Genomic DNA, 24403 nt, shown 5'->3' on the forward strand with positions numbered 1-24403 from the left:
GCCCGTTAAGACGCATCCGCGCCGCCATCGGGCATTGATGCCGGATGGCAGCGTAATCGCTTTATCCGGCCTACAACCTTGCATTTCTCCGCATATTTCCTGCAACAATCCCCCTCATAATTTGACCAGCCTCTCATAATTTAAATTTTGCCTGCCCAGGTGATTTTCAAGCGCCGTATGTTACCCGTATCATTCGCATCAGCACCTAACACACACATAACAGCCAGCTAAACTGATTAGTTTTGAAGGCAACCAGCATTGGTGCTGAGAATGCTCTGTTCCCGGTCGGGACAATCGGAATTTGTCATCTAAACACTGACGTTACCCATAACAAAGTAAAGGCCAGGTAAATCATGCCATTAGTCATCGTTGCTATCGGTGTAATCTTGTTACTCCTCCTGATGATCCGTTTCAAAATGAACGGTTTCATCGCTCTCGTCCTGGTGGCGCTTGCTGTCGGATTGATGCAAGGGATGCCACTGGATAAAGTCATCGGTTCGATTAAAGCCGGCGTCGGCGGAACCCTTGGCAGCCTCGCCCTGATTATGGGTTTTGGCGCCATGCTGGGCAAAATGCTGGCGGACTGCGGCGGCGCACAGCGCATCGCAACCACCCTGATCGCTAAATTCGGCAAAAAACATATTCAGTGGGCGGTGGTATTAACCGGCTTCACCGTCGGTTTTGCCCTGTTCTACGAAGTCGGCTTCGTGCTGATGCTGCCGCTGGTGTTCACCATCGCCGCTGCTGCCAACATCCCGCTGCTGTATGTTGGCGTGCCGATGGCTGCTGCGCTGTCCGTAACTCACGGCTTCCTGCCGCCGCACCCAGGTCCGACCGCTATTGCCACCATTTTCCACGCAGATATGGGTAAAACCCTGCTGTTTGGTACGATTCTGGCAATCCCGACCGTTATTCTCGCCGGTCCGGTGTACGCTCGCTTCCTGAAAGGCATCGATAAGCCAATCCCGGAAGGTCTGTACAGCGCGAAAACGTTTACCGAAGAAGAGATGCCTGGCTTTGGCGTCAGCGTCTGGACCTCCCTGGTACCGGTTATCCTGATGGCGATGCGCGCCGTGGCGGAGATGATTCTGCCAAAAGGCCACGCTTTCCTGACGATGGCAGAATTCCTGGGTGACCCGGTCATGGCAACGCTTATCGCGGTGCTGATTGCGATGTTCACTTTTGGTCTGAACCGTGGACGTTCGATGGATCAGATCAACGACACGCTGGTGTCCTCCATCAAAATCATCGCGATGATGCTGTTGATCATTGGTGGTGGCGGTGCCTTCAAACAGGTCCTGGTGGATAGCGGCGTGGACAAGTACATCGCGTCAATGATGCACGGTTCAAACGTTTCTCCGCTGCTGATGGCATGGTCTATCGCTGCGGTACTGCGTATCGCACTGGGCTCCGCAACCGTTGCAGCGATCACCGCTGGTGGGATTGTGGCACCGCTGATTGCAACGACCGGCGTAAGCCCTGAGCTAATGGTTATTGCGGTTGGTTCCGGTTCCGTCATTTTCTCCCACGTGAACGATCCGGGCTTCTGGCTGTTCAAGGAGTACTTCAACTTGACCATAGGTGAAACCATTAAGTCATGGTCAATGCTGGAAACCATTATCTCCGTCTGCGGTCTGGTAGGATGTCTGCTGCTGGGTATGGTGGTCTGATAAAACTGTGCCGGGTGATGCTTCGCTGACCCGGCCTACCTGCTATCACCCTAAAAAAGCCGGGGAAATCCCCGGCTTTTTTACTTCTTCTTCGCGGCCGCTTTTCGGCGCTTATCCAAATCCTTAATCAGCTTGTTCACACCGTCATCGGCAAACATCTGCTCCAGCGTGGCGGTGAGCTTACGCCGCCAGTTTTTGTACTGGTCGCTGGTCCCCGGAATATTGACCGGCTCAGCCATATCCAGCCAGTCTTCCGGTTGCAGGCCCAACAGCGCACTGTTGCTGTCAGCGATGTAGCGTTGCATGCCGCGATTAAGAATCGGCGTCATCGACATCAGTGACGCCTTGTGACCAGCACGTTTTGGCAGGCACCCGTATTTGTGCAGCGCGTCCAGCAGCCCCTGTTTCGCCAGTTCTCTGTCCTGATACAACCCACGCAGCACGACTTCATCCGGGTACAGACCCAGCGCCTTACCCAGCGTCAGATCGCCGCTATCCCAATAACCTTTAAGCGTAGGAAGGTCATGCGTCGCCGCGACTGCCATTGATTGTTCCGGGTACGCTTTCGGCGCGCGGAAGTTTTTCTCATGGTCATTCTCAAAATAAAGCACTTTGTAGGAGTACACGCCGCTGTCACGCAGCTTGCTGACGATCTCTACCGGCACAGTCCCCAGATCTTCACCAATTACCATGCAGTGATGACGTTTACTTTCCAGCGCCAGAATTGAAAGCAGATCGTCGACCGGATAATGCACGTAGGCGCCGTGATCGGCAGTTTCGCCGTAAGGGATCCACCACAGACGCAGCATCGACATAACATGGTCGATACGCAACGCACCGCAGTTCTGCATATTGGCACGCAGCAGTTCGATAAACGGTTCGTAAGCGCGTGCCGTGATGATATGCGGATCCATCGGCGGCAATCCCCAGTTTTGCCCGAGCGGACCGAGAATATCCGGCGGTGCGCCAACCGAGGCTTTCAGGCAATACAACTCGCGGTCGCACCAGGTTTCCGCCCCGCCTTCGGCCACGCCGACAGCCAGATCGCGATATAATCCAATCGGCATCGCAAAGCCCTGGCTGGTTTTCCAGCAATCAGCAAACTGGGTATACGCCAGCCACTGCAACCACAGGTAGAAATCCACTTCATCACGATGCTCTTCGCAAAAGCGTTTCACCTCTGGCGAATCCACCGACTGGAAAGCTTGCGGCCACACCGGCCAGCCCCAGCGCAGTGCGTCCTCTTTCACCTGATGCGCATGCAGCGCGTCAAAGGCCGCCTGCCAGTACAGGCTATCCCCTTCCTGAGTCACAAACTGGCGAAATGCCGCCATCTGCTCATCGTCACGTGCAGAGAAGCTTTTCCATGCCATACGCAGCGCTGTCATCTTCAATGCGGTAACGGCAGAATAATCAACCCACTCGGTATCACGCGCGCGTTGCAGAGCTTGCTGAGTCGCGGGTTTCTGCCACCAGGCCTGCGCCTCTTTACTCAGGCGAAAATCGTCTACTGCGTTCACATCTATATAAATAACGTTCAGCCAGCGGCGTGACGACGGGCTGTACGGACTGGCACTCTCCGGGTTCGCCGGATACAGCGCGTGAATCGGATTCAGGCCAATAAACGCGCCGCCGCGTTGCGCCACCTCCACCAGCATGGCACGGAGATCGCCAAAGTCGCCAATCCCCCAGTTTTTTTCTGAACGCAGGGTATAGAGCTGAACGCATGCGCCCCACAGCTTCTGCCCGGCTAACAGAGCCTGCGGCTCATAGCAGCGTTTCGGCGCGACGATGATGCGGCAATAGGTACGCAACTCCCCCTGGGTGAGGGTAAGCGTGTGATACCCTTCCGGCAGCTTCGCCGGAAGGTTGAACGATTTACCGCCGACGGCATGCCCTTTGTGCTGCACGCCCTCTTCGGTGGTCAGCAGCCAGGTAAACTCTCCGCGTCCCTCAACTGCCAGCGGCATTTTCTTACCAGCGGTATAAACCATGACATTCGGCACCGGGGTCACCGCCACCTGAGCGGTGGCGGTGGAGCGATGCATAGCGTCAAGCAAACGCCGCTTGGTTTCGACGCCAATAGACTGCGGTTTACCGTGGGCATTAATGTAATTGGGGCTGATCCCCGCCGCCAACGCGGCATTATCCAGACGTTTGCTTTCCATCGCGATTCCTTAACGTTTCGCCTGCCAGATACGAGTCTGATAATCGCGGATGGAGCGATCCGAACTGAACATGCCGCAACGCGCGGTATTCAGAATCGCCGCCCGGGTCCAGGCCTCCTGGTCACGATACAACACGTCAACCTGCTTCTGGGCTTCAACGTAGGCCGCGAAGTCCGCCATTAACAGATACGGGTCACCGCCCTGCTTGCCGATACTGTGCAGCATCTGGTCGAAGGCATGTTTATCGCCGTCGCTGTACTTCCCGCTTTCCAGCTCTTTCAGAACAGCATCCAGCACTTTATCTTTCTTACGCCATTTCACCGGGTCGTACCCTTTGGCCTTGAGCGCCTTCACCTCTTCCACAGTATGACCAAAGATAAAGATATTCTCGTCACCGACCTTCTCGGCGATTTCGACGTTTGCGCCATCCAGCGTACCGACGGTTAACGCACCGTTCAGCGCCAGCTTCATGTTACCGGTGCCGGAAGCCTCTTTCCCTGCGGTGGAGATTTGCTCAGAGATATCCGCCGCTGGGATCAACATTTCCGCCGCCGAGACACAATAATCCGGCAGGAATACGACCTTCAGCTTGTCGCCCACTTGCGGGTCGTTATTGATGGTTTCTGCGACCTTGTTAATGGCGAAGATGATATTTTTCGCCAGGTAGTAACCCGGAGCGGCTTTCGCGCCAAACAGGAATACGCGCGGCACGCGATCGGCCTGCGGGTTCTCACGGATTTCTTTGTATAACGCCAGAATATGCAGCAAGTTGAGGTGCTGACGCTTGTACTCATGCAGGCGTTTAATCTGAATATCAAAGAGAGCGTTAGTCGTTATCTCAATACCGGTACGCGCTTTAATAAACTTCACCAGACGCACTTTGTTCGCCAGCTTGATGTCACGATACTGCTGACGAAACTTCGCGTCGTCGGCGTATTTTTCCAGGTTAATCAACTGATCAAGGTCGTTGGCCCACTCTTTTTTCAGCGATTTATCCAGCAGCGCGGCAAGTGCCGGGTTGCACTGCTTAATCCAGCGACGCGGAGTAATCCCGTTAGTGACGTTATGGAATTTGTTCGGCCAGAGCTGATGATATTCCGGGAACAGATCCTTCACCACCAAATCGGAGTGCAGCGCCGCCACGCCGTTAACCGCAAAGCCGCTGACCACGCACATGTTGGCCATACGCACCTGTTTGTTGTGCACCACCGCCAGCTTCGCCCAAACTTCAGCATCACCCGGCCAAGTTTTATCGACCAGCTTCTTAAAGCGGTCGTTAATCTCTTTGATGATTTGCATATGGCGCGGCAGTAGTGCTTTCACCAGCTTCTCGTCCCAGCACTCCAGCGCCTCTGGCATCAAAGTGTGGTTGGTATAAGCAAAGGTCTTGCTGGTAATAGCCCACGCATCGTCCCAGCTCATCTGGTGCTCATCAATCAGTACACGCAGTAGCTCAGGGATGGCGATGGTCGGGTGAGTATCGTTGAGCTGAATCACCTCAAAATCAGCCAGCTCATGCAGTTTACGCCCTGCCAGATGATGGCGGCGCAGAATGTCAGCTACGGAGCAAGCGCACTGGAAGTATTGCTGCATCAGGCGCAGCTTTTTACCCGCGGTGTGGTTGTCGTTCGGGTACAGCACTTTGGTGAGTTTTTCAGCGTCGATGCCCTGCTGCTCTGCGCGCAGGAAATCGCCGTCATTAAATTTGGTCAGGTTAAACGGATGCGCGTGACTGGCCTGCCACAGACGCAGCGGTTGCGCCACGCCGTTACGGTAGCCGAGAACCGGTAGATCCCAGGCCTGGCCGGTGATAACAAACCCCGGCTCCCAGTGCCCTTCTTTGGTGACCTTGCCGCCAATCCCTACTTGCACATCCAGTGCCTCGTTGTGACGGAACCACGGATAGCTGCCGCGATGCCAGTCATCCGGGGCTTCCATCTGCTGCCCATCGGCAAATGACTGACGGAACAGGCCGTACTGGTAGTTGAGACCATAGCCCGTCGCCGATTGACCGACTGTCGCCATCGAATCAAGGAAGCAGGCCGCCAGGCGCCCCAATCCACCGTTACCCAGCGCCGGGTCGATCTCTTCTTCCAGCAGGTCGGTTAGGTTGACGTCATGCGCTTTCAGCTCATCGCTCACCGCCTGATACCAGCCGAGATTGAGTAAGTTGTTGCCAGTCAGACGGCCAATCAAAAACTCCATCGAGATGTAGTTAACATGGCGCTGATTTTTTGCCGGTTTCGCCGCAGGCTGGGCGCTGAGTAACTCAGCCAACGCCCCACTCACTGCCTGCCACCACTGGCGCGACGTCATTTCTTGAGCCGACAGTAAACCGAAGCGCTGCCACTGACGCGTCAGGGCAGCCTGAAATTGATCTTTGTTGAAAGTAGGCTGTGACATAGGGGTTCCAGATCCTTAGGTAATAAAACAACGTTATCGCTAGTTTGCCAGGCTCGTTGTTGACCTTCCTCATCCTGGCACGGATTAGGCAGGGAGGAGGAGCGGGGATGAGCATAAAAGTGTGATCGCTGCCACTTAAAGAGGGTGTTATCGCCCGTAAATTCGCGTAAGTCCGGCATAACGCCCCTGTAATGCCCAACGGACGACGCATTAATAACAAGAGATAAATCGACAATATCAAATAGAGGGGTGACGATGGGAAACAATCTGTAAACAGAGAAATAGTTTCTAACCTGAAATATCCAAGGTGGATAAGATAATTCACATAAAACTTTTAAGTCGGCCACAAAATTCGGCTCTTTACATTAAACAACTGAGTAACCTTATAAAAAGGGAGGTATTTTTCGGCTCAGCCAAAATACCGACGGATCCAGTCGCCACGCCTGTTGTGACTCTTTAAAGCAATTAATGTAATAGATGTATAGATTTGTGACATAGTGCAAAATCAGACACACAAAAAGTCCGCTTAGCTTGCATAAAACACTAATCTGGCCGACCTTATATCTATTAATTACGAAGCGCAAAAAAAAATCATTTTTCCCCATTTTCACACAGTGAAGTGAGTAACTTATGTTGATTCCGTCTAAATTAAGTCGTCCGGTTCGACTCGACCATACGGTGGTTCGTGAGCGCCTGTTGGCTAAACTTTCCGGCGCGAACAATTTCAGGCTTGCCCTGATAACAAGTCCTGCTGGTTATGGAAAAACGACGTTGGTTTCACAATGGACAGCGGGGAAGAACGAATTAGGCTGGTACTCTCTGGATGAAGGCGATAATCAGCAAGAGCGCTTTGCCAGCTATCTGATCGCCGCTATCCAGCAGGCAACCGGTGGACACTGCACCACCAGCGAAGCAATGGTGCAAAAGCGCCAATACGCCAGCCTGACGTCACTGTTTGCGCAGCTATTTATTGAACTGGCCGAGTGGCATCGCCCGCTCTACCTGGTAGTGGATGATTATCATCTCATCTCCAATCCGGCAATTCACGAAGCGATGCGTTTCTTCCTGCGTCATCAGCCTGAGAACCTCACGTTGGTCGTGCTGTCGCGCAACCTGCCGCAGTTGGGTATTGCCAACCTGCGAGTACGCGATCAGTTGCTGGAGATAGGCAGCCAACAGCTGGCGTTTAACCACCAGGAAGCCAAACAATTTTTCGATCGACGTTTGTCCTCGCCTATCGAAGCGGCAGAAAGCAGCCGGATGTGCGATGACGTTGCTGGCTGGGCCACGGCGTTACAGCTGATTGCCCTCTCCGCCCGCCAGAACAACCACTCTGCACACCAGTCCGCACGCCGCCTCGCCGGGATCAACGCCAGCCATCTGTCCGATTATCTGGTTGATGAAGTGCTGGACAGCGTCGACCTCGGCACCCGTCATTTCCTGCTGAAAAGCGCCATTCTGCGCTCAATGAACGACGCACTGATCGTCCGGGTCACCGGGGAAGAAAACGGCCAGATGCGGCTGGAGGAGATTGAGCGCCAGGGATTATTCTTGCAGCGGATGGATGACGTCGGGGAGTGGTTCAGCTATCACCCGCTGTTTGGCAGCTTTTTACGCCAGCGCTGTCAGTGGGAGCTGGCAAGCGAACTGCCCGAATTACACCGCGCCGCCGCTGAAAGCTGGATGGCGCAAGGTTTCCCCAGCGAAGCTATCCACCACGCGCTGGCGGCAGGCGACGCGCATATGCTACGCGATATCCTGCTTAACCATGCGTGGGGACTGTTTAACCACAGCGAACTGACATTACTGGAAGAGTCGCTGAAAGCCCTGCCGTGGGAAAGTCTGCTGGAAAATCCGCGTCTGGTTCTGCTGCAAGCCTGGCTGATGCAAAGCCAGCACCGCTACGGCGAGGTTAATACCCTGCTGGCGCGCGCTGAGCAGGAAATGAAAGGCGACATGGAACCGACGCTGCACGCCGAATTTAACGCCCTGCGTGCGCAGGTCGCGATTAACGACGGAAATCCTGACGAAGCCGAGCGCCTGGCAAAGCTGGCGCTAGATGAGTTACCCATCGCCTGGTTCTATAGCCGTATCGTCGCCACCTCGGTACACGGTGAAGTCCTGCACTGCAAGGGCGATCTCACGCGTTCTCTGGCGTTAATGCAGCAAACCGAGCAAATGGCGCGCCACCATGACGTCTGGCATTACGCGCTGTGGAGTTTAATCCAGCAAAGCGAAATTTTGTTTGCCCAGGGCTTTTTACAGGCCGCCTGGGAGACTCAGGAAAAAGCGTTTCAGCTGATCAAAGAGCAGCATCTGGAACAGCTGCCGATGCACGAGTTCCTGGTGCGTATTCGCGCGCAGCTGCTGTGGGCATGGGCGCGCCTGGACGAATCGGAAGCGTCTGCCCGCTCGGGTATTGAACTGCTTTCCACATTCCAGCCGCAGCAACAGCTACAGTGCCTGGCGCTGCTGATTCAATGTTCGCTGGCCCGGGGGGATCTCGATAATGCGCGTAGCCTGCTCAACCGCCTGGAAAACCTGCTGGGTAACGGTCACTATCACAGTGACTGGATCTCGAACGCCGATAAGGTACGGGTGATTTACTGGCAAATGGTGGGCGACAAAAACTCGGCCGCCAACTGGCTGCGCCACACGCCGAAACCGGAATTCGCCAATAACCACTTCCTGCAAAGCCAGTGGCGCAACATCGCCCGCGCGCAGATCCTGCTGGGCGAGTTTGAACCGGCTGAGATTGTGCTGGAAGAGTTGAATGAAAATGCGCGCAATCTGCGCCTGATGAGCGATCTGAACCGTAACCTGCTGCTGCTTAATCAGCTCTACTGGCAGGCAGGACGCAAAAATGACGCACAGCGCGTGTTACTCGACGCGCTGCAGCTGGCCAACCGCACCGGATTTATCAGTCACTTTGTCATTGAAGGTGAGGCCATGGCGCAGCAACTGCGTCAGCTGATTCAGCTCAATACCTTACCGGAACTCGATCAGCACCGCGCCCAGCGTATTTTGCGTGAGATTAACCAGCATCACCGCCATAAATTCGCCCACTTCGATGAAGGATTCGTTGAGCGTCTGCTTACTCACCCGGAAGTACCGGAGCTTATTCGCACCAGCCCGCTGACCCAGCGCGAATGGCAGGTTCTTGGGCTGATTTATTCGGGCTACAGCAACGAGCAGATCGCCGGAGAATTGGCCGTCGCGGCAACGACCATCAAGACGCACATCCGCAATTTGTATCAAAAGCTCGGCGTCGCACACCGCCAGGATGCGGTGCAACATGCGCAGAAACTGCTGAAAATGATGGGGTATGGGGTTTAGTTAATGCCTGATACGCTACGCTTATCAGGCCTGGAATTAACTTAGCACAGCTCTAACTGAATATGATGATCCGCGATAACCTGCATCACGCCAGCTGGCGGCAGCGTGTCGGTATACACCGCATCCACCATGCTGATACTGCCCATATTCACCATCGCGTTACGCCCAAACTTCGAGTGATCCACCACCAGCATCACATGCCGTGAATTCTCAATAATCGCGCGCTTGGTGCGAACTTCGTGATAATCAAACTCCAGCAGGGAGCCATCGCTATCGATACCGCTAATCCCTAAGATGCCGAAGTCCAAGCGGAACTGAGAAATAAAGTCGAGGGTCGCTTCGCCCATAATACCGCCGTCGCGGCTACGCAGTTCGCCACCGGCGAGTATGATGCGGAAATCCTCTTTCGCCATCAGCGTATTCGCCACATTGAGGTTGTTGGTCACAATGCGTAAATTGCTGTGATTGAGCAGCGCGTGAGCCACCGCTTCCGGCGTGGTGCCGATATCAATGAACAACGTAGAACCGTTCGGGATCTGCGTGGCAACTTTGCGGGCAATGCGCTCTTTTTCCGACGTCTGTGTCGCTTTACGGTCATGCCACGGGGTGTTGACCGAGCTGGAGGGCAGCGCCGCGCCACCGTGATGGCGCAAAATCATGTTCTGATCGGCCAGATCGTTAAGATCGCGGCGAATCGTCTGCGGGCTGACGGAGAAATGCTCCACCAGCTCCTCGGTACTGACGTATCCCTGTTTCTTTACCAGCTCGATGATCGCGTCATGTCGTTGTGTTTGCTTCATTATTGTTCCCTGAAATTACGTTCGTTTTCGTACATTCATAGTATCGGCAAACGCCATTGCCAGACCCACGGCCAGCCCGGCGATATGTGCGCCGTTCGCCATCGACATGCCGAACACATCAAACCAGCCGGCAACAATCCAGATCAAAGCAAAGATAATCAAACCACGCTGCAGGAAAATACCACTTTGTGGATCGCGCTCGCCGCGCAACCACACATAACCCATCAGCGCATATACCACGCCAGACAGCCCACCAAACCACGGGCCGCTAAATTTCTGCTGAACGTAGCCGCTTAGCAGGGCGCTGATCACGGTAATTACAATCAGTTTTCCGCTGCCCAGACGCTTTTCTACCGCACCGCCGAGATACCACCACCACAGCAGGTTGAACAGAATATGCATCAGCGAGAAGTGCATAAAAGCGTGGGTAAAATAACGCCAGAATTCAAATTTCAGCGAAGGGTCAAACGGCCATGCCAGCCAGAGCATCACGGTCTGGTCGCCCAGCATGTTCATCGCGATAAACACTAGCACACACGCGGCCATCACCACCCAGGTTACCGGGCCTGCGCGTTCGCGCAATGTGGCCAGGAACGGATAACGCTGGTAGCGCAGACCGCTGTCGGTATGACCCGACTGCCAGCTTGCCGCGAGGTAACGCGGATCGCCTGGATTCTCCAGAAATCGCGCCAGCTCAGCATGCACGCGCTCAGCCTGGGACTCATCCGCCAGCCAGACATCCGTTTGCTGATGTTGTTGAATCGTCAGGATAACGCCCTGTGTCGCCATATAATCAACAAATGCCTGCGCCACGCGGGGGTTAGCAAAAGAGGTAATCATCAACATGGTTGCTGTCGCTTATTCCACACAAAAGAGGACAGTATATATACCCTTCTGACTTCGAGCTGCATCTTTGTTGGCTTTCCTCACTCACTCCGGTCACGTACTGTTCGTACGCTCCCGGAGATTCGCTGCGTCGCCGTCGCGATGCAACTCGAATTAATTTGGGTATAGTCTTACGAACCGTATGCCACTTCTGCCGGAAAATGTCGATGCCAGGCGTCGAAGCCGCCGTCAACACTGTAAACCGCGTCATAGCCCTGCTGAAGAAGATATTGCGCCGCGCCTTTACTGCTGTTGCCGTGATAACACATTACTAACACGGCGGTGTCGAAATCATGCTCGCGCATAAATGACCCCAGCGTGTCGTTCGTCAGATGAAACGCCTGCGGGGCGTGACCCATCGCATAGCTTTGCGGGTCGCGGATATCCACTAACACCGCGGCCCCCTGGTGCAGCTTCTGATGCGCTTCTTCGACATTAATACATTCAAACTGATCCATTGCTCTCTCTTCTTTATATTGCAGGTGACGCTTTTCAGACATGTTACTTCTTAGTGTACGTCCCGACGGCAGTTAAACGCCATAATGTTATATGTATCACTGTAAATTGTTTATCCGATGTTACCAATGGCGCGATTCTTTGCTATTATGCTCGATAACGAACATTAATGAGCTATAACGAAAGTGCGAGAGGCCAGCATGGAAACCAAAGATCTGATTGTGATAGGTGGAGGCATCAACGGTGCCGGTATCGCGGCAGATGCCGCTGGACGCGGTTTATCCGTGCTGATGCTGGAAGCGCAGGATTTAGCCTGCGCCACCTCTTCCGCTAGCTCCAAACTCATCCACGGTGGCCTGCGCTACCTGGAACACTACGAATTTCGCCTGGTGAGCGAAGCGCTGGCCGAACGTGAGGTGTTGTTGAAAATGGCACCGCATATCGCCTTCCCGATGCGCTTTCGTCTGCCCCATCGCCCGCACCTGCGTCCAGCATGGATGATCCGCATTGGTCTGTTTATGTACGATCATCTGGGCAAACGCACCAGTTTGCCGAGTTCGACCGGTTTGCGTTTTGGCGCAGATTCCGTAATGAAACCTGAGATTGTGCGCGGTTTCGAATATTCTGACTGCTGGGTAGACGATGCGCGGCTGGTTTTGGCAAACGCCCAAATGGTCGTACGCAAAGGCGGAGAGGTGTTAACCCGCACTCGCGCTACCTCCGCTCGCCGTGAAAACGGTTTGTGGATTGTTGAAGCTGAAGATATCGATACCGGTAAAAAGCACACCTGGCAGGCGCGTGGTCTGGTCAATGCCACCGGCCCATGGGTGAAAGAGTTCTTCGACGACGGCATGCATCTGCCATCGCCGTACGGTATTCGTCTGATTAAAGGCAGCCACATCGTGGTGCCGCGCGTCCATACCCAGAAGCAAGCTTATATTCTGCAAAACGAAGATAAACGTATTGTATTTGTCATCCCATGGATGGACGAATTCTCGATCATCGGGACGACTGACGTCGAATACAAAGGCGACCCGAAAGCGGTAAAAATTGATGAGAGTGAAATCAATTACCTGCTGAAGGTCTACAACGCGCACTTTAAGAAACAGCTGGGCCGTGACGATATCGTCTGGACCTACTCGGGCGTACGTCCGCTGTGCGATGACGAGTCCGACTCGCCGCAGGCTATCACCCGTGATTACACGCTGGATATCCACGACGAAAACGGCAAAGCGCCGCTGCTGTCGGTCTTTGGTGGTAAGCTGACGACCTATCGTAAGCTGGCCGAACACGCGATGGAAAAACTGGCGTCGTACTATCAGGGAATCGGTCCGGCGTGGACAAAAGAGTGCATTCTGCCAGGCGGTGACATCGGCGGCGATCGTGAAGATTACGCGGCCAAACTGCGCCGTCGCTACCCGTTCCTGACCGAGTCGCTGGCGCGCCATTATTCGCGCACCTACGGCAGTAACACCGAATGGATTATCGAGGAAGCCACCTCGCTTGCCGAGTTAGGTGAAGACTTCGGCCATGAGTTCTATGAGGCCGAGCTGAAATATCTGGTCGATCACGAATGGGTGCGCCGTGCGGAAGATGCGCTGTGGCGTCGCACGAAAGAAGGTATGTGGCTGAACGCTGAACAGCAGTCGCGCATGACCCAGTGGCTGGCAGAGTACATTGAGAAACAGCAGCTGTCGCTGGCGTCTTAAGACACTCGATATAAAACTGTAGGCCCGGTAAGCGTCAGCGCTACCGGGCCTTTTGCCGGATGGCGGCTAACGCCTTATCCATCCGGCCTACAGATCGTCCTGCCCTTGTTACAACCGCACCGAGTCGATATGCCAGATGTTTTCGGCGTACTCTTTGATCGTCCTGTCCGACGAGAAGTAGCCCATGTTGGCGATATTAATCATCGACTTGGTGGTCCACTCTTCCGGGTGGCGATACAGTTCGTCAACCTTATCCTGGCAATCAACGTAGCTGCGATAATCCGCCAGAACCTGATAGTGGTCGCCAAAGTTGATCAGCGAGTCAACCAGGTCACGATAGCGCCCCGGCTCCTCAGGGCTGAATACACCGCTGCCAATCTGCGTCAGCACCTGGTGCAGCTCTTCGTCTTTCTCGTAATACTCACGCGGCTTGTAGCCCTGGCTGCGTAAGGCTTCGACCTCTTCCGCCGTATTACCAAAGATAAAGATATTTTCTGCGCCCACATGCTCCAGCATCTCGACGTTGGCACCGTCCAGCGTCCCAATGGTCAGCGCGCCGTTGAGGGCAAACTTCATATTACTGGTACCAGAGGCTTCGGTCCCGGCCAGCGAAATCTGCTCAGACAGGTCGGCAGCAGGAATAATCACCTGCGCCAGGCTGACGCTGTAGTTAGGAATAAACACCACTTTCAGCTTGTCACCAATTTGCGGATCGTTGTTGATCACTTTCGCGACGTCGTTGATCAGGTGAATGATGTGCTTCGCCATGTAATAGGCCGAAGCCGCTTTACCGGCGAAGATATTCACGCGCGGCACCCACTCGGCATCAGGATCGGCCTTAATGCGGTTGTAGCGGGTGATCACATGCAGCACGTTCATCAACTGGCGTTTGTACTCGTGAATACGCTTGATCTGCACATCAAACAGCGATTTCGGGTTCACCACCACGTTAAGCTGCTGGGCAATGAGCGTTGCCAGACGTTTTTTATTCTCCAGTTTCGCACGGCGCACCGCCTGATTTACCAGCGGGTAATCGCAGTGCTGTTCAAGCTCGCTTAGCTGGCTGAGATCGGTTCGCCAGGTGCGGCCAATGTTCTCATCCAGCACCTCAGAGAGCGATGGGTTAGCCAGCGCCAGCCAGCGGCGCGGCGTCACGCCGTTGGTGACGTTACAGAAGCGAGTCGGGAAAATCTTCGCAAAGTCAGCAAACAGCGACTGCACCATCAGGTTGGAGTGCAGCTCAGAAACGCCGTTAACCTTGTGGCTCACCACCACTGCGAGCCATGCCATACGCACCCGGCGGCCGTTGGATTCATCGATAATCGACGTCCGTCCCAGCAGACTGGTATCGTTCGGATACTGTTCCTGCAATGTCTTCAGGAAGTAGTCGTTAATCTCAAAGATGATTTGCAGATGGCGCGGCAGAATTTTGCCCAGCATATCGACAGGCCAGGTCTCCAGCGCTTCGCTCATCAAGGTGTGGTTGGTATACGAGAAGACCTGGCAGCAGACCTCGGACGCATTATCCCAACTGAATTTGTGCTCATCGATCAGCAGACGCATCAGCTCAGGAATCGACAGTACCGGATGGGTGTCGTTGAGGTGAATGGCGATCTTATCTGCCAGGTTGTCGTAGGTTTTGTGCAGTTGATAATGACGGTTCAGGATGTCCTGCACCGTGGAGGAGACCAGGAAATACTCCTGGCGCAAACGCAGCTCGCGTCCGGAATAGGTGGAGTCATCCGGATACAGCACGCGGGAGACGTTCTCGGAGTGGTTTTTATCTTCCACCGCCGCAAAGTAGTCGCCCTGGTTAAATTTACCGAGGTTGATTTCGCTACTGGCCTGGGCATTCCACAAGCGCAGCGTATTGGTGGCGTCTGTGTCATAACCGGGAATAATTTGGTCGTAGGCTACCGCGAGGATCTCTTCAGTTTCTATCCAGCGCGTTTTCTTGCCTTCCTGCTGAATACGCCCGCCAAAGCGCACTTTGTAACGCGTATTGTGGCGTTTGAATTCCCACGGGTTACCGTATTCCAGCCAGTAGTCCGGTGACTCTTTCTGTCGGCCATCAACAATGTTCTGTTTGAACATGCCGTAGTCATAACGAATACCGTAGCCGCGTCCCGGCAGACCCAACGTTGCCAGTGAGTCCAGGAAGCAGGCCGCCAGGCGCCCGAGGCCACCGTTGCCAAGACCAGGGTCGTTTTCTTCATCGATCAGATCTTCAAGATCCAACCCCATACCTTCCAGCGCATTTTTGACATCGTCATAAATACCCAACGATAACAGTGCATTGGAAAGTGTGCGGCCAATCAGAAACTCCATTGACAGATAATAAACCTGTCGAGTTTCCTGGGATAATTGCGCACGGTTAGAACGCAGCCAGCGCTCCACGAGACGATCGCGCACCGCGAACAACGTGGCGTTCAGCCACTCATGTTTATTGGCAATAACCGGGTCTTTACCAATCGTGAACATCAGCTTGTAGGCGATAGAATGCTTAAGTGCCTCTACGCTGAGTGTGGGCGATGCATAAGTAAATGGAGCATTCATATAGGTGATTCCTGGATATCTATTTCAAACGATAGTAAAGCTCACGGTATGACTTCGCCGCGACTTGCCAGCTAAAATCCATGGTCATGGCCTGACGTTGTACAAACCGCCACAGCGAAGGCCGGGACCACAATACGAAAGCACGCCGAATCGCGCGTAGCAGCGACCAGGCATTACTATCTTCAAATACAAACCCACTGGCGATACCATCCGCCAGGTTTTCCAGCGAACTGTCAGAGACCGTATCAGCCAGCCCACCGGTGCGCCGCACCAGCGGCAGCGTGCCGTACTTCAGTCCATACAACTGCGTTAAGCCACACGGCTCAAAACGGCTGGGAACCAATATAACGTCGGCCCCACCCATGATGCGGTGCGAGAAGGCTTCGTGATAGCCAATCTGTACGCCCACCTGTCCTGGATGTTCCGCCGCCGCGGCGAGGAAACCTTCCTGTAAAACCGGATCGCCCGCACCAAGCAATGCCAGCTGTCCACCCTGCTCTAACAACCCCGGTAGCGCTTCCAGCACCAGATCCAGCCCTTTCTGACTGGTCAGGCGGCTGACTACGGCAAATAACGGCACTTTGTCGTTAACCTTAAGTCCCATCGCGATCTGTAGCTGGCGTTTGTTCTCCGCCTTCTCTTCCAGCGTTTCACGCGTATACCGCGACGCCAGCAGCAGATCGGTTTCCGGGCTCCAGATTTTTTCATCAACGCCGTTCAGCACACCGGAAAGACGTCCTTCACGATGACGCTGCTGCAACAGACCTTCCATGCCGTAGGCAAACTGCGGCTCGGTAATTTCCCGCGCGTAGGTCGGACTGACCGCCGTAATGTGGTCGGCGTAGTACAACCCGGCCTTCAGGAAAGAAATCTGCCCGTTAAACTCCAGTCCGTGCACGTTAAAGCACGACCATGGCAATTGGATGTCATCCATATGCTTTGCATAAAACATGCCTTGATACGCCAGGTTGTGCACAGTGAACACCGATTTCGCCGGATGGCCGCGCGCCGCCAGATACGCCGGGGCCAGACCGGCATGCCAGTCGTGCGCATGCACCACATCCGGGCGCCAGAATGGGTCAAAGCCACAGGCCATTTCACTGCCGACCCAACCCAGCAGCGCAAAACGCAGCACGTTATCGGTATATGCAAACAGGTTAGTGTCGTGATACGGGCTACCGGGACGGTCATAGAGATGCGGCGCGTCAATCAGGTAAATGCCCACACCGTTGAAATGCCCGAACAACAGCGTAATACGTCCGGCGAAGGTATCGCGACGCGTCACTACCTGCGCATCGGGAATGCCGCGACGGATATCAGGAAACGCCGGGAGCAGCACGCGGGCATCCACACCGTCCGCGATTTGCGCTGCGGGTAACGCCCCAATAACATCCGCCAGTCCCCCGGTTTTTAACAAAGGGAACATCTCTGAACAAACGTGTAAAACCTGCATTATCGCTCCTGTTTGATCTGCAGTTTGCGCAGCATTTCACGCGTGACCAGTACAATACCTTCCTCTGAACGGTAGAAACGACGAGCATCTTCTTCCGCGTTTTCACCAATCACCATGCCTTCAGGAATAACGCAGGCGCGGTCGATAATGCAACGACGTAAGCGGCACGAACGTCCCACCCACACTTCAGGTAACAACACTGCCGAATCAATGTTACAGAATGAATTCACCCGCACTCGCGGGAACAGAACGGACTGCACTACCACCGAACCAGAAATAATACAGCCGCCGGAAACCAGCGAGTTCAGCGTCATTCCGTGGCTACCGGAACGGTCCTGAACAAATTTCGCCGGCGGCAGTGATTCCATATGCGTACGGATTGGCCAGTCCTGGTCGTACATATCCAGTTCAGGCGTCACCGAAGCCAGATCGAGGTTTGCTTTCCAGTAGGCTTCCAGCGTTCCCACATCGCGCCAGTACGGCTCGGATTCCGGGTCAGACTGTACGCAGGACAATGGGAATGGATGAGCATATGCCATGCCAGCTTCGGTGATTTTCGGGATGATGTCTTTGCCAAAATCGTGACTGGATTTTTCATCGAGATCATCTTCCGCCAGCAGTTCATACAGATAATCGGCGTCGAAGATGTAGATCCCCATACTGGCAAGCGATTTGGTCGGATCATTAGGCATCGCTGGCGGGTTGGCAGGTTTTTCAACGAACTCGATAATTTTATCGGTGTCGTCCACGTCCATTACGCCAAACGCGCTGGCCTCTTCAATAGGCACAGGCATACAGGCCACTGTGCAACGCGCGCCTTTCTCAACGTGGTCGATCAGCATGCGTGAGTAGTCCTGCTTATAAATATGATCGCCCGCGAGGATCACCACATATTCCGCTTTATAGCGTCGAATGATGTCCAGGTTTTGGGTCACCGCATCCGCCGTACCGCGATACCAGTTTTCACCCTGCATCCTCTGCTGGGCAGGCAGCAGATCGACGAACTCGTTCATCTCTTCACTAAAGAACGACCAGCCGCGCTGAATATGCTGCACCAGCGTGTGTGACTGGTACTGAGTGATCACGCCGATACGGCGGATCCCAGAATTAAGACAGTTGGATAAGGCAAAATCGATAATGCGGAACTTACCGCCAAAGTGCACGGCAGGCTTGGCACGCTTATTGGTTAAATCTTTCAGGCGAGTACCGCGGCCACCGGCCAGGATCAGGGCAACAGATTTTAATGGCAGCTGGCGCGCCAACATTACACGATCGTTCTTCTCTAAACTTACCATGACTAACTCCTTTTTATCTTCTCTGGAACACACACAGTCCGTGCGCAGGTCCCTGCCAGACCGCCGTAAGCACCGGATTATCCTCTCCGGCAAATGGGGGAATGGCGTGCCATTCCCCTTCAGGTAAAACGATATCTGTCACCTCAAGCGTGGCGTTTATTGCAATCAGGAAACGATCTGAAAGCAGGATTTGCATCTGCCTCGGGCCGTTATGCCACTCATCCGCACTTAAGGGTTGTGCGTACTTATTCAGCCAACGAACATTGCCATCGCCCTCTTCCCACCAGCAATCGCCTGTTAATGCAGGTATTTGCCGACGCAGATGAATCAACGCGGCGGTAAATGTGGTTAGCCCACTGTTTGCCTGCTGCCAGTCCAGCCAGGTTAAGGCGTTATCCTGGCAGTAAGCGTTATTATTACCGTGCTGGCTATGACCATGCTCATCACCCGCCAGCAGCATCGGCGTCCCCTGGGAGAGCAACAGCGTGGTTAGCAGCGCATGAATGCTGTCGCGCCGCCGCTCAATCAGGTCCAGCGAGCCGCCTAATCCTTCTTTACCATGATTGTCACTGTAGTTATTGCTAGTGCCGTCGCGATTTTCCTCACCATTCGCTTCATTGTGCTTATTTGTGAAGCAAACGCAGTCGCGTAGCGTAAAACCGTCATGCGCGGTCACCAGATTGACCGTGGCGCTGGGATTGCGGCCCGGGCGTTTAAACACGTCGCTGGATGCAGCAAAACGTCCGGCAAACTCGCCCAACGAGAGATTACGCTGGAGCCAAAAACGTCGCGTCGCATCGCGGAAATGGTCGTTCCACTCGGCAAACGGAGGGGGGAAATTCCCCACCTGATACCCGCCTTCACCAATATCCCACGGTTCCGCAATCAGCTTGGCGCGTGAAAGCAGCGGACAGTTTTGGATCGCGGTAAACAGCGGAGCATCCTGACGAAACTCAGGCGTACGCCCCATGACGGAAGCCAAATCAAAACGAAAACCATCCACATGGCAGGTTTCAACCCAGTAGCGCAGGCACTCGCATGCGTATTCCACAACGCCAGGATGGCTCAGATTGATGGTGTTCCCACAACCGGTCCAGTTGTAGTAATCGCCATCATCTCTGATCCAATAATAGCTACGGTTATCAATTCCGCGCAGCGAGAAGACAGGTCCTTCGAGATCCAGCTCGGCGCTGTGGTTTAAAACGATGTCGAGAATGACCTCAATACCCGCTTTGTGCAGCGCTTTTACCGCGTCGCGAAACTCATCAAGCGCACTCTCCGGCGAGCTGGCATAGGCCGGATGCAGCGCATACATCGCCACCGGGTTGTAGCCCCAGTAGTTTGACAGGCCCAGCCGCTGAAGCCGCGGTTCGCTGGCGAAATGCGCCACCGGTAACAGCTCCAGCGCGGTAATGCCGAGGCGCTTGAAATAGTCGAGCATCACCGGATGACCCAGCGCTTTGTAGGTCCCGCGAATTTCTTCCGGCAGGTCAGGATGCAAATACGTCAGCCCTTTGACATGCGCTTCGTAAATTACAGTATTGCCCCACGGCGTGCGCGGCGGGGCATCATCCTCCCAGTCATAATGGTCGGACACCACCACGCCCTTCAGCGCGATGGCGGCGTTATCATGATGATCCGGTTCATTCAGCCCACCGTGCAGCAGTGGGTTATCTTTTAACTCGCCATCCACCCGACGCGCGCAAGGGTCAAGCAGCAGTTTCGCCGGATTAAACCGGTGGCCCTGCTGCGGTTGCCACGGACCATGTACGCGATAGCCATAGCGTAGACCGGGACGGGCGTTGGCCAGATAGCCGTGCCAGACATCGCCGCTACGCCCCGGCAGGTCGTAGCGGAGTTCGCAGCCTTGCTCATCGAATACGCATAATTCAACGCGTTCAGCGTGGGCCGAAAAGAGGGTGAAATTGACGCCATGGCCGTCATACGTTGCACCATGGGGGGTGGCGTTGCCGGTTGCCAGTTGCGTCATTATCCCTCCCGCACCAGCCAGATCGTTGCCAGCGGTGGCAACGTCAGGCTCAGTGAGTGCTGACGACCATGACTGGCGATTTCATCGCTGTGTACCGCGCCGCCGTTACCGGTATTGCTACCGTGATAATGCATCGAGTCGGTATTGAGGATCTCGCGCCATTTGCCCGGCTGATTGATACCGAAGCGATAGCCGTGGCGAGGTACTGGCGTAAAGTTGCTGATAACGATGATTTCATTACCGACTTTGTCACGACGAACGAAAGCCAGCACCGAACGTTCTTTGTCATCTACCACCAGCCACTCGAAGCCATAGGCATCAAAATCAAGCTCGTGCAGCGCTTTGTGATGACGATAGGTAAGGTTCAGATCGCGCACCAAACGCTGTACGCCGTGATGCCAGTTATCGCCGCCTTCCAGCAGATGCCAGTCGAGGCTGGCGTCATGGTTCCACTCACGCCCCTGAGCAAACTCGTTGCCCATAAACAGCAGTTTCTTGCCCGGGAAGGCCCACATCCAGCCGTAGTAGGCGCGCAGGTTGGCAAACTTCTGCCATGCGTCTCCCGGCATGCGATCGAGAATTGATTTTTTACCGTGTACCACTTCATCGTGCGACAGCGGCAGGACAAAGTTTTCGGTGTAGTTGTACAGCATGCCGAAGGTCAGCTTATCGTGATGGAACTGACGATGAACCGGATCCAACTTCATGTAGTCCAGCGTGTCGTGCATCCAGCCGAGGTTCCACTTATACCAGAACCCTAAACCGCCCATATCCTGTGGCCTTGAAACGCCGGCAAAGTCGGTGGACTCTTCCGCCATGCTCACGGCCCCCGGCACCTGCTCGCCAAGAATACGGTTGGTATTGCGTAAAAACTCAATGGCTTCGAGGTTTTCACGACCGCCAAATTCGTTCGGGACCCACTCCCCTTCTTTACGGCTGTAGTCGCGATAAATCATCGACGCCACGGCATCTACGCGCAGCGCATCGATACCAAAACGTTCAATCCAGTACAGGGCATTGCCTACCAGATAGTTACTGACTTCACGGCGACCGTAGTTGTAGATCAGCGTGTTCCAGTCCTGGTGATACCCTTCGCGCGGGTCGCTATGCTCATACAGATTGGTGCCATCAAACTCTGCCAGACCAAAGTCGTCCGACGGGAAATGGCCCGGCACCCAGTCGAGAATGACGTTCAGTCCGGCCTGATGCGCGGCATTCACAAAATAGCGGAAATCATCACGCGTCCCGAAACGACGGGTCGGCGCATACATACCGGTAGGTTGGTAGCCCCAGCTACCGTCGAACGGATGCTCATTAATCGGCAACAGTTCGAGATGGGTAAAGCCCATCCACTTGACGTAAGGCACCAGTTGATCCGCCAGTTCGCGGTAGCTCAGCCAGAAGTTGTTATCGGTATGACGACGCCATGAGCCCAGGTGCACTTCATAGATAGAGATCGGCGCATCAAACTGGTTGGCTTTTTTTCGCTCCTCGCTTTGCACCACTTTTTCCGGCAGACCGCAGATAAGCGACGCGGTTTCCGGGCGCATTTGCGCTTCGAAGGCGTAAGGGTCCGCTTTGATTCGCAGCTTACCGTTCGCATCGATCATCTCGTATTTATACAGTTGACCATGCTGCGCGCCGGGGATAAACAGCTCCCAGATACCGCTTTCTTTGCGCAGGCGCATCGGGTGGCGACGGCCATCCCAGTAATTGAACTGCCCAACCACTGACACGCGTTGAGCGTTAGGCGCCCAGACGGAGAAGCGCGTACCGGTTACGCCATCCATGGTATCCGCATGCGCGCCCAGCGTTTCGTAAGGTCGCAAGTGCGTACCTTCAGATAACAGCCAGGCATCCATATCCTGGATCAGCGGGCCAAAACGATAAGGGTCATCAATCAGATTCTCCTGTCCATGCCAGACAACAGCTAACTGATAGCGAAAGAAATTTTTACGGCGGGGAAGTACAGCACAGAAAAAACCGCGAGAGTCGAGGCAGTCCAGCTTGCCGACTTTGCGTCCGGTTTTGGGTTCGATCACCCACACTTCGGTGGCGTCAGGTAATAGGGCGCGGACTTCAAGTCCAGCGTCAGTTTGGTGCATACCGAGTACGGAAAAAGGATCCGCAAAATGGCCTGCAATTAGCGCATTAATCACGTCTCTATCGATACGAACGGACATGGTTGTCATCCTGTTTTATGGTGTCACGCCTTCCAACTGATCTTCGACATCAGGTAGTGACACTTTTTTTGACCTGAACGGCGCAGCACAATTGTGCATCCTCTCTGCGTCGTCCCACCTTCAGGCAACAACTTAATACCTCCGGTACTAAGTCACCCTTAAAGAATAGCCAATGCTTTATCTTACTCCTGGTAAAAAATGAAACATCTGCGCTTACTCCTGTATTACGCAAAAAAATGGGTGACTCAGCACCCATTGTTAAAACACGCAATCACTCTGCCGGAAAGCCGTATTGACTGATCCGGCCAGGTGATTCGCGTCGTTTGTAGGCCTGATTAACGTGGCGTCATCAGGCCGTCCCACATTACGCCAACTGACGCAGCATACGGCGCAATGGCTCTGCAGCACCCCACAGCAACTGGTCGCCCACGGTAAAGGCTGACAGGAACTCCGGTCCCATATTCAGCTTACGCAGACGGCCTACTGGCGTGGTCAGCGTGCCGGTAACGGCCGCCGGGGTTAACTCACGCATGGTGATATCCCGATCGTTTGGCACGACTTTGGCCCACGGATTGTGCGCTGCCAGCAGTTCTTCCACGGTCGGAATAGACACATCTTTTTTCAGTTTAATGGTGAACGCCTGGCTGTGGCAGCGCAGCGCACCGACGCGCACGCACAGACCATCAACCGGGATCACGGAAGAGGTGTTAAGAATTTTGTTGGTTTCAGCCTGTCCCTTCCACTCTTCGCGGCTCTGACCGTTATCAAGCTGTTTGTCGATCCACGGAATCAGGCTACCGGCCAGCGGTACGCCAAAGTTATCAACCGGCAGTTCACCGCTGCGGGACAGGGTCGTCACTTTACGTTCGATATCGAGAATAGCAGAGGAAGGGGTTGCCAGTTCATCGGCCACATGGCCATACAGATGACCCATCTGGGACAGCAGTTCGCGCATATGGCGCGCGCCGCCGCCAGAGGCCGCCTGATAGGTCGCCACGGAAACCCAGTCAACCAGGTCATTGGCAAACAGGCCACCGAGGGACATCAGCATCAGGCTAACGGTACAGTTACCGCCGACAAAGGTCTTAATACCTTTGTTCAGGCCGTCAGTGATGACATCCTGGTTAACCGGATCGAGAATGATGATGGCATCGTCTTTCATACGCAGCGAAGAGGCCGCGTCAATCCAGTAACCCTGCCAACCGCTTTCACGAAGCTTTGGATAGATTTCGTTGGTATAATCGCCGCCCTGACAGGTCACGATGATATCGAGCGCCTTCAGCGCATCCAGATCAAAAGCGTCCTGAAGCGTGCCGGTCGCGGTTCCACCGAATGTCGGTGCCGCCTGCCCGAGCTGGGAAGTAGAAAAGAAAACAGGGCGAATGGCGTCGAAGTCACGCTCCTCAACCATGCGTTGCATGAGAACAGAGCCGACCATACCGCGCCAGCCGATAAAACCAACATTTTTCATAGCGTTTTTTCCTGCAGAGATGTGTGCT

The 24403-nt window shown here is 54.4% G+C and carries 14 protein-coding genes; 3 read left to right on the plus strand and 11 right to left on the minus strand.

Annotated elements, in window-relative coordinates; all coding sequences use genetic code 11:
- Positions 1–353: 353 nt before the first annotated feature.
- Entirely contained in the window at positions 354–1670 is a 1317-nt protein-coding gene (gntT, locus tag OGV38_RS02075; RefSeq protein ID WP_269519460.1) for a gluconate transporter, read from the plus strand.
- Between the two features lie 80 nt (positions 1671–1750).
- On the opposite strand, the gene malQ is transcribed toward gntT, so the two are convergent.
- Positions 1751–3838 (minus strand): 4-alpha-glucanotransferase, encoded by a 2088-nt coding sequence (gene malQ / locus OGV38_RS02080; RefSeq protein ID WP_269519462.1) that lies wholly within the window; start codon positions 3836–3838, stop codon positions 1751–1753.
- A 9-nt stretch (positions 3839–3847) separates the two neighbouring features.
- Positions 3848–6241, minus strand: coding sequence for a maltodextrin phosphorylase (malP, locus tag OGV38_RS02085; protein WP_269519464.1), 2394 nt, complete (start codon positions 6239–6241; stop codon positions 3848–3850).
- A 630-nt stretch (positions 6242–6871) separates the two neighbouring features.
- Between malP and malT the strand changes: the two genes are divergently transcribed.
- A complete protein-coding gene (gene malT / locus OGV38_RS02090) occupies positions 6872–9577 on the plus strand; it encodes an HTH-type transcriptional regulator MalT (protein WP_286472886.1) in 2706 nt (901 codons plus the stop codon).
- Between the two features lie 41 nt (positions 9578–9618).
- Here malT and OGV38_RS02095 read toward each other — a convergent pair whose 3' ends face one another.
- The 3 genes from OGV38_RS02095 to glpE all read right to left on the minus strand — a co-directional run bounded on the left by OGV38_RS02095 (position 9619) and on the right by glpE (position 11720).
- On the minus strand, positions 9619–10377 hold the full coding sequence (locus OGV38_RS02095) for a DeoR/GlpR family transcriptional regulator (protein ID WP_103283365.1): 759 nt from the start codon (positions 10375–10377) through the stop codon (positions 9619–9621).
- Positions 10378–10392: 15 nt separating this feature from the next.
- On the minus strand, positions 10393–11223 hold the full coding sequence (glpG, locus tag OGV38_RS02100; protein WP_049040645.1) for a rhomboid family intramembrane serine protease GlpG: 831 nt from the start codon (positions 11221–11223) through the stop codon (positions 10393–10395).
- A gap of 170 nt (positions 11224–11393) precedes the next feature.
- Complete coding sequence (gene glpE / locus OGV38_RS02105; RefSeq protein ID WP_003023495.1) at positions 11394–11720, minus strand: thiosulfate sulfurtransferase GlpE; 327 nt, start codon at positions 11718–11720, stop codon at positions 11394–11396.
- A 198-nt stretch (positions 11721–11918) separates the two neighbouring features.
- On the opposite strand from glpE, the gene glpD reads away from it, so the two are divergent.
- A complete protein-coding gene (gene glpD, locus OGV38_RS02110) occupies positions 11919–13427 on the plus strand; it encodes a glycerol-3-phosphate dehydrogenase (RefSeq protein ID WP_286472887.1) in 1509 nt (502 codons plus the stop codon).
- Between the two features lie 108 nt (positions 13428–13535).
- On the opposite strand, the gene glgP is transcribed toward glpD, so the two are convergent.
- From glgP to asd, 6 genes are all read right to left on the minus strand, one after another.
- Positions 13536–15983 carry a glycogen phosphorylase gene (gene glgP / locus OGV38_RS02115; RefSeq protein WP_286472889.1) on the minus strand — a complete coding sequence of 816 codons (2448 nt, stop codon included), beginning with the start codon at positions 15981–15983 and terminating at the stop codon, positions 13536–13538.
- Between the two features lie 19 nt (positions 15984–16002).
- Entirely contained in the window at positions 16003–17436 is a 1434-nt protein-coding gene (glgA, locus tag OGV38_RS02120; RefSeq protein WP_286472890.1) for a glycogen synthase GlgA, read from the minus strand.
- Complete coding sequence (gene glgC, locus OGV38_RS02125) at positions 17436–18731, minus strand: glucose-1-phosphate adenylyltransferase (RefSeq protein ID WP_016154815.1); 1296 nt, start codon at positions 18729–18731, stop codon at positions 17436–17438. Before glgC ends, glgA begins: the two co-directional genes overlap by 1 nt.
- Positions 18732–18744: 13 nt before the next feature.
- The gene (glgX, locus tag OGV38_RS02130; RefSeq protein ID WP_016154816.1) at positions 18745–20721 is read right to left on the minus strand and encodes a glycogen debranching protein GlgX; all 1977 of its coding nucleotides are present in this window, start codon (positions 20719–20721) and stop codon (positions 18745–18747) included.
- Positions 20721–22904, minus strand: a complete 2184-nt coding sequence (gene glgB / locus OGV38_RS02135) for a 1,4-alpha-glucan branching enzyme (protein ID WP_016154817.1) — start codon at positions 22902–22904, stop codon at positions 20721–20723. The genes glgX and glgB overlap by 1 nt, the downstream gene beginning before the upstream one ends.
- Before the next feature lie 364 nt (positions 22905–23268).
- Positions 23269–24375 carry an aspartate-semialdehyde dehydrogenase gene (asd, locus tag OGV38_RS02140; protein ID WP_016157652.1) on the minus strand — a complete coding sequence of 369 codons (1107 nt, stop codon included), beginning with the start codon at positions 24373–24375 and terminating at the stop codon, positions 23269–23271.
- Between the last annotated feature and the right edge of the window lie 28 nt (positions 24376–24403).

Source organism: Citrobacter sp. Cb080, assembly GCF_030334745.1.
GTDB classification, from domain to species: domain Bacteria; phylum Pseudomonadota; class Gammaproteobacteria; order Enterobacterales; family Enterobacteriaceae; genus Citrobacter; species Citrobacter braakii.

What these genes read in the sequence shown, in the direction of transcription:
- gntT (WP_269519460.1), top strand. Translation starts at nt 354, where the DNA reads ATGCCATTAGTCATCGTTGCTATCGGTGTAATCTTGTTACTCCTCCTG.
- malQ (WP_269519462.1), bottom strand. Translation starts at nt 3,838, where the DNA reads ATGGAAAGCAAACGTCTGGATAATGCCGCGTTGGCGGCGGGGATCAGC.
- malP (WP_269519464.1), bottom strand. Translation starts at nt 6,241, where the DNA reads ATGTCACAGCCTACTTTCAACAAAGATCAATTTCAGGCTGCCCTGACG.
- malT (WP_286472886.1), top strand. Translation starts at nt 6,872, where the DNA reads ATGTTGATTCCGTCTAAATTAAGTCGTCCGGTTCGACTCGACCATACG.
- OGV38_RS02095 (WP_103283365.1), bottom strand. Translation starts at nt 10,377, where the DNA reads ATGAAGCAAACACAACGACATGACGCGATCATCGAGCTGGTAAAGAAA.
- glpG (WP_049040645.1), bottom strand. Translation starts at nt 11,223, where the DNA reads ATGTTGATGATTACCTCTTTTGCTAACCCCCGCGTGGCGCAGGCATTT.
- glpE (WP_003023495.1), bottom strand. Translation starts at nt 11,720, where the DNA reads ATGGATCAGTTTGAATGTATTAATGTCGAAGAAGCGCATCAGAAGCTG.
- glpD (WP_286472887.1), top strand. Translation starts at nt 11,919, where the DNA reads ATGGAAACCAAAGATCTGATTGTGATAGGTGGAGGCATCAACGGTGCC.
- glgP (WP_286472889.1), bottom strand. Translation starts at nt 15,983, where the DNA reads ATGAATGCTCCATTTACTTATGCATCGCCCACACTCAGCGTAGAGGCA.
- glgA (WP_286472890.1), bottom strand. Translation starts at nt 17,436, where the DNA reads ATGCAGGTTTTACACGTTTGTTCAGAGATGTTCCCTTTGTTAAAAACC.
- glgC (WP_016154815.1), bottom strand. Translation starts at nt 18,731, where the DNA reads ATGGTAAGTTTAGAGAAGAACGATCGTGTAATGTTGGCGCGCCAGCTG.
- glgX (WP_016154816.1), bottom strand. Translation starts at nt 20,721, where the DNA reads ATGACGCAACTGGCAACCGGCAACGCCACCCCCCATGGTGCAACGTAT.
- glgB (WP_016154817.1), bottom strand. Translation starts at nt 22,904, where the DNA reads ATGTCCGTTCGTATCGATAGAGACGTGATTAATGCGCTAATTGCAGGC.
- asd (WP_016157652.1), bottom strand. Translation starts at nt 24,375, where the DNA reads ATGAAAAATGTTGGTTTTATCGGCTGGCGCGGTATGGTCGGCTCTGTT.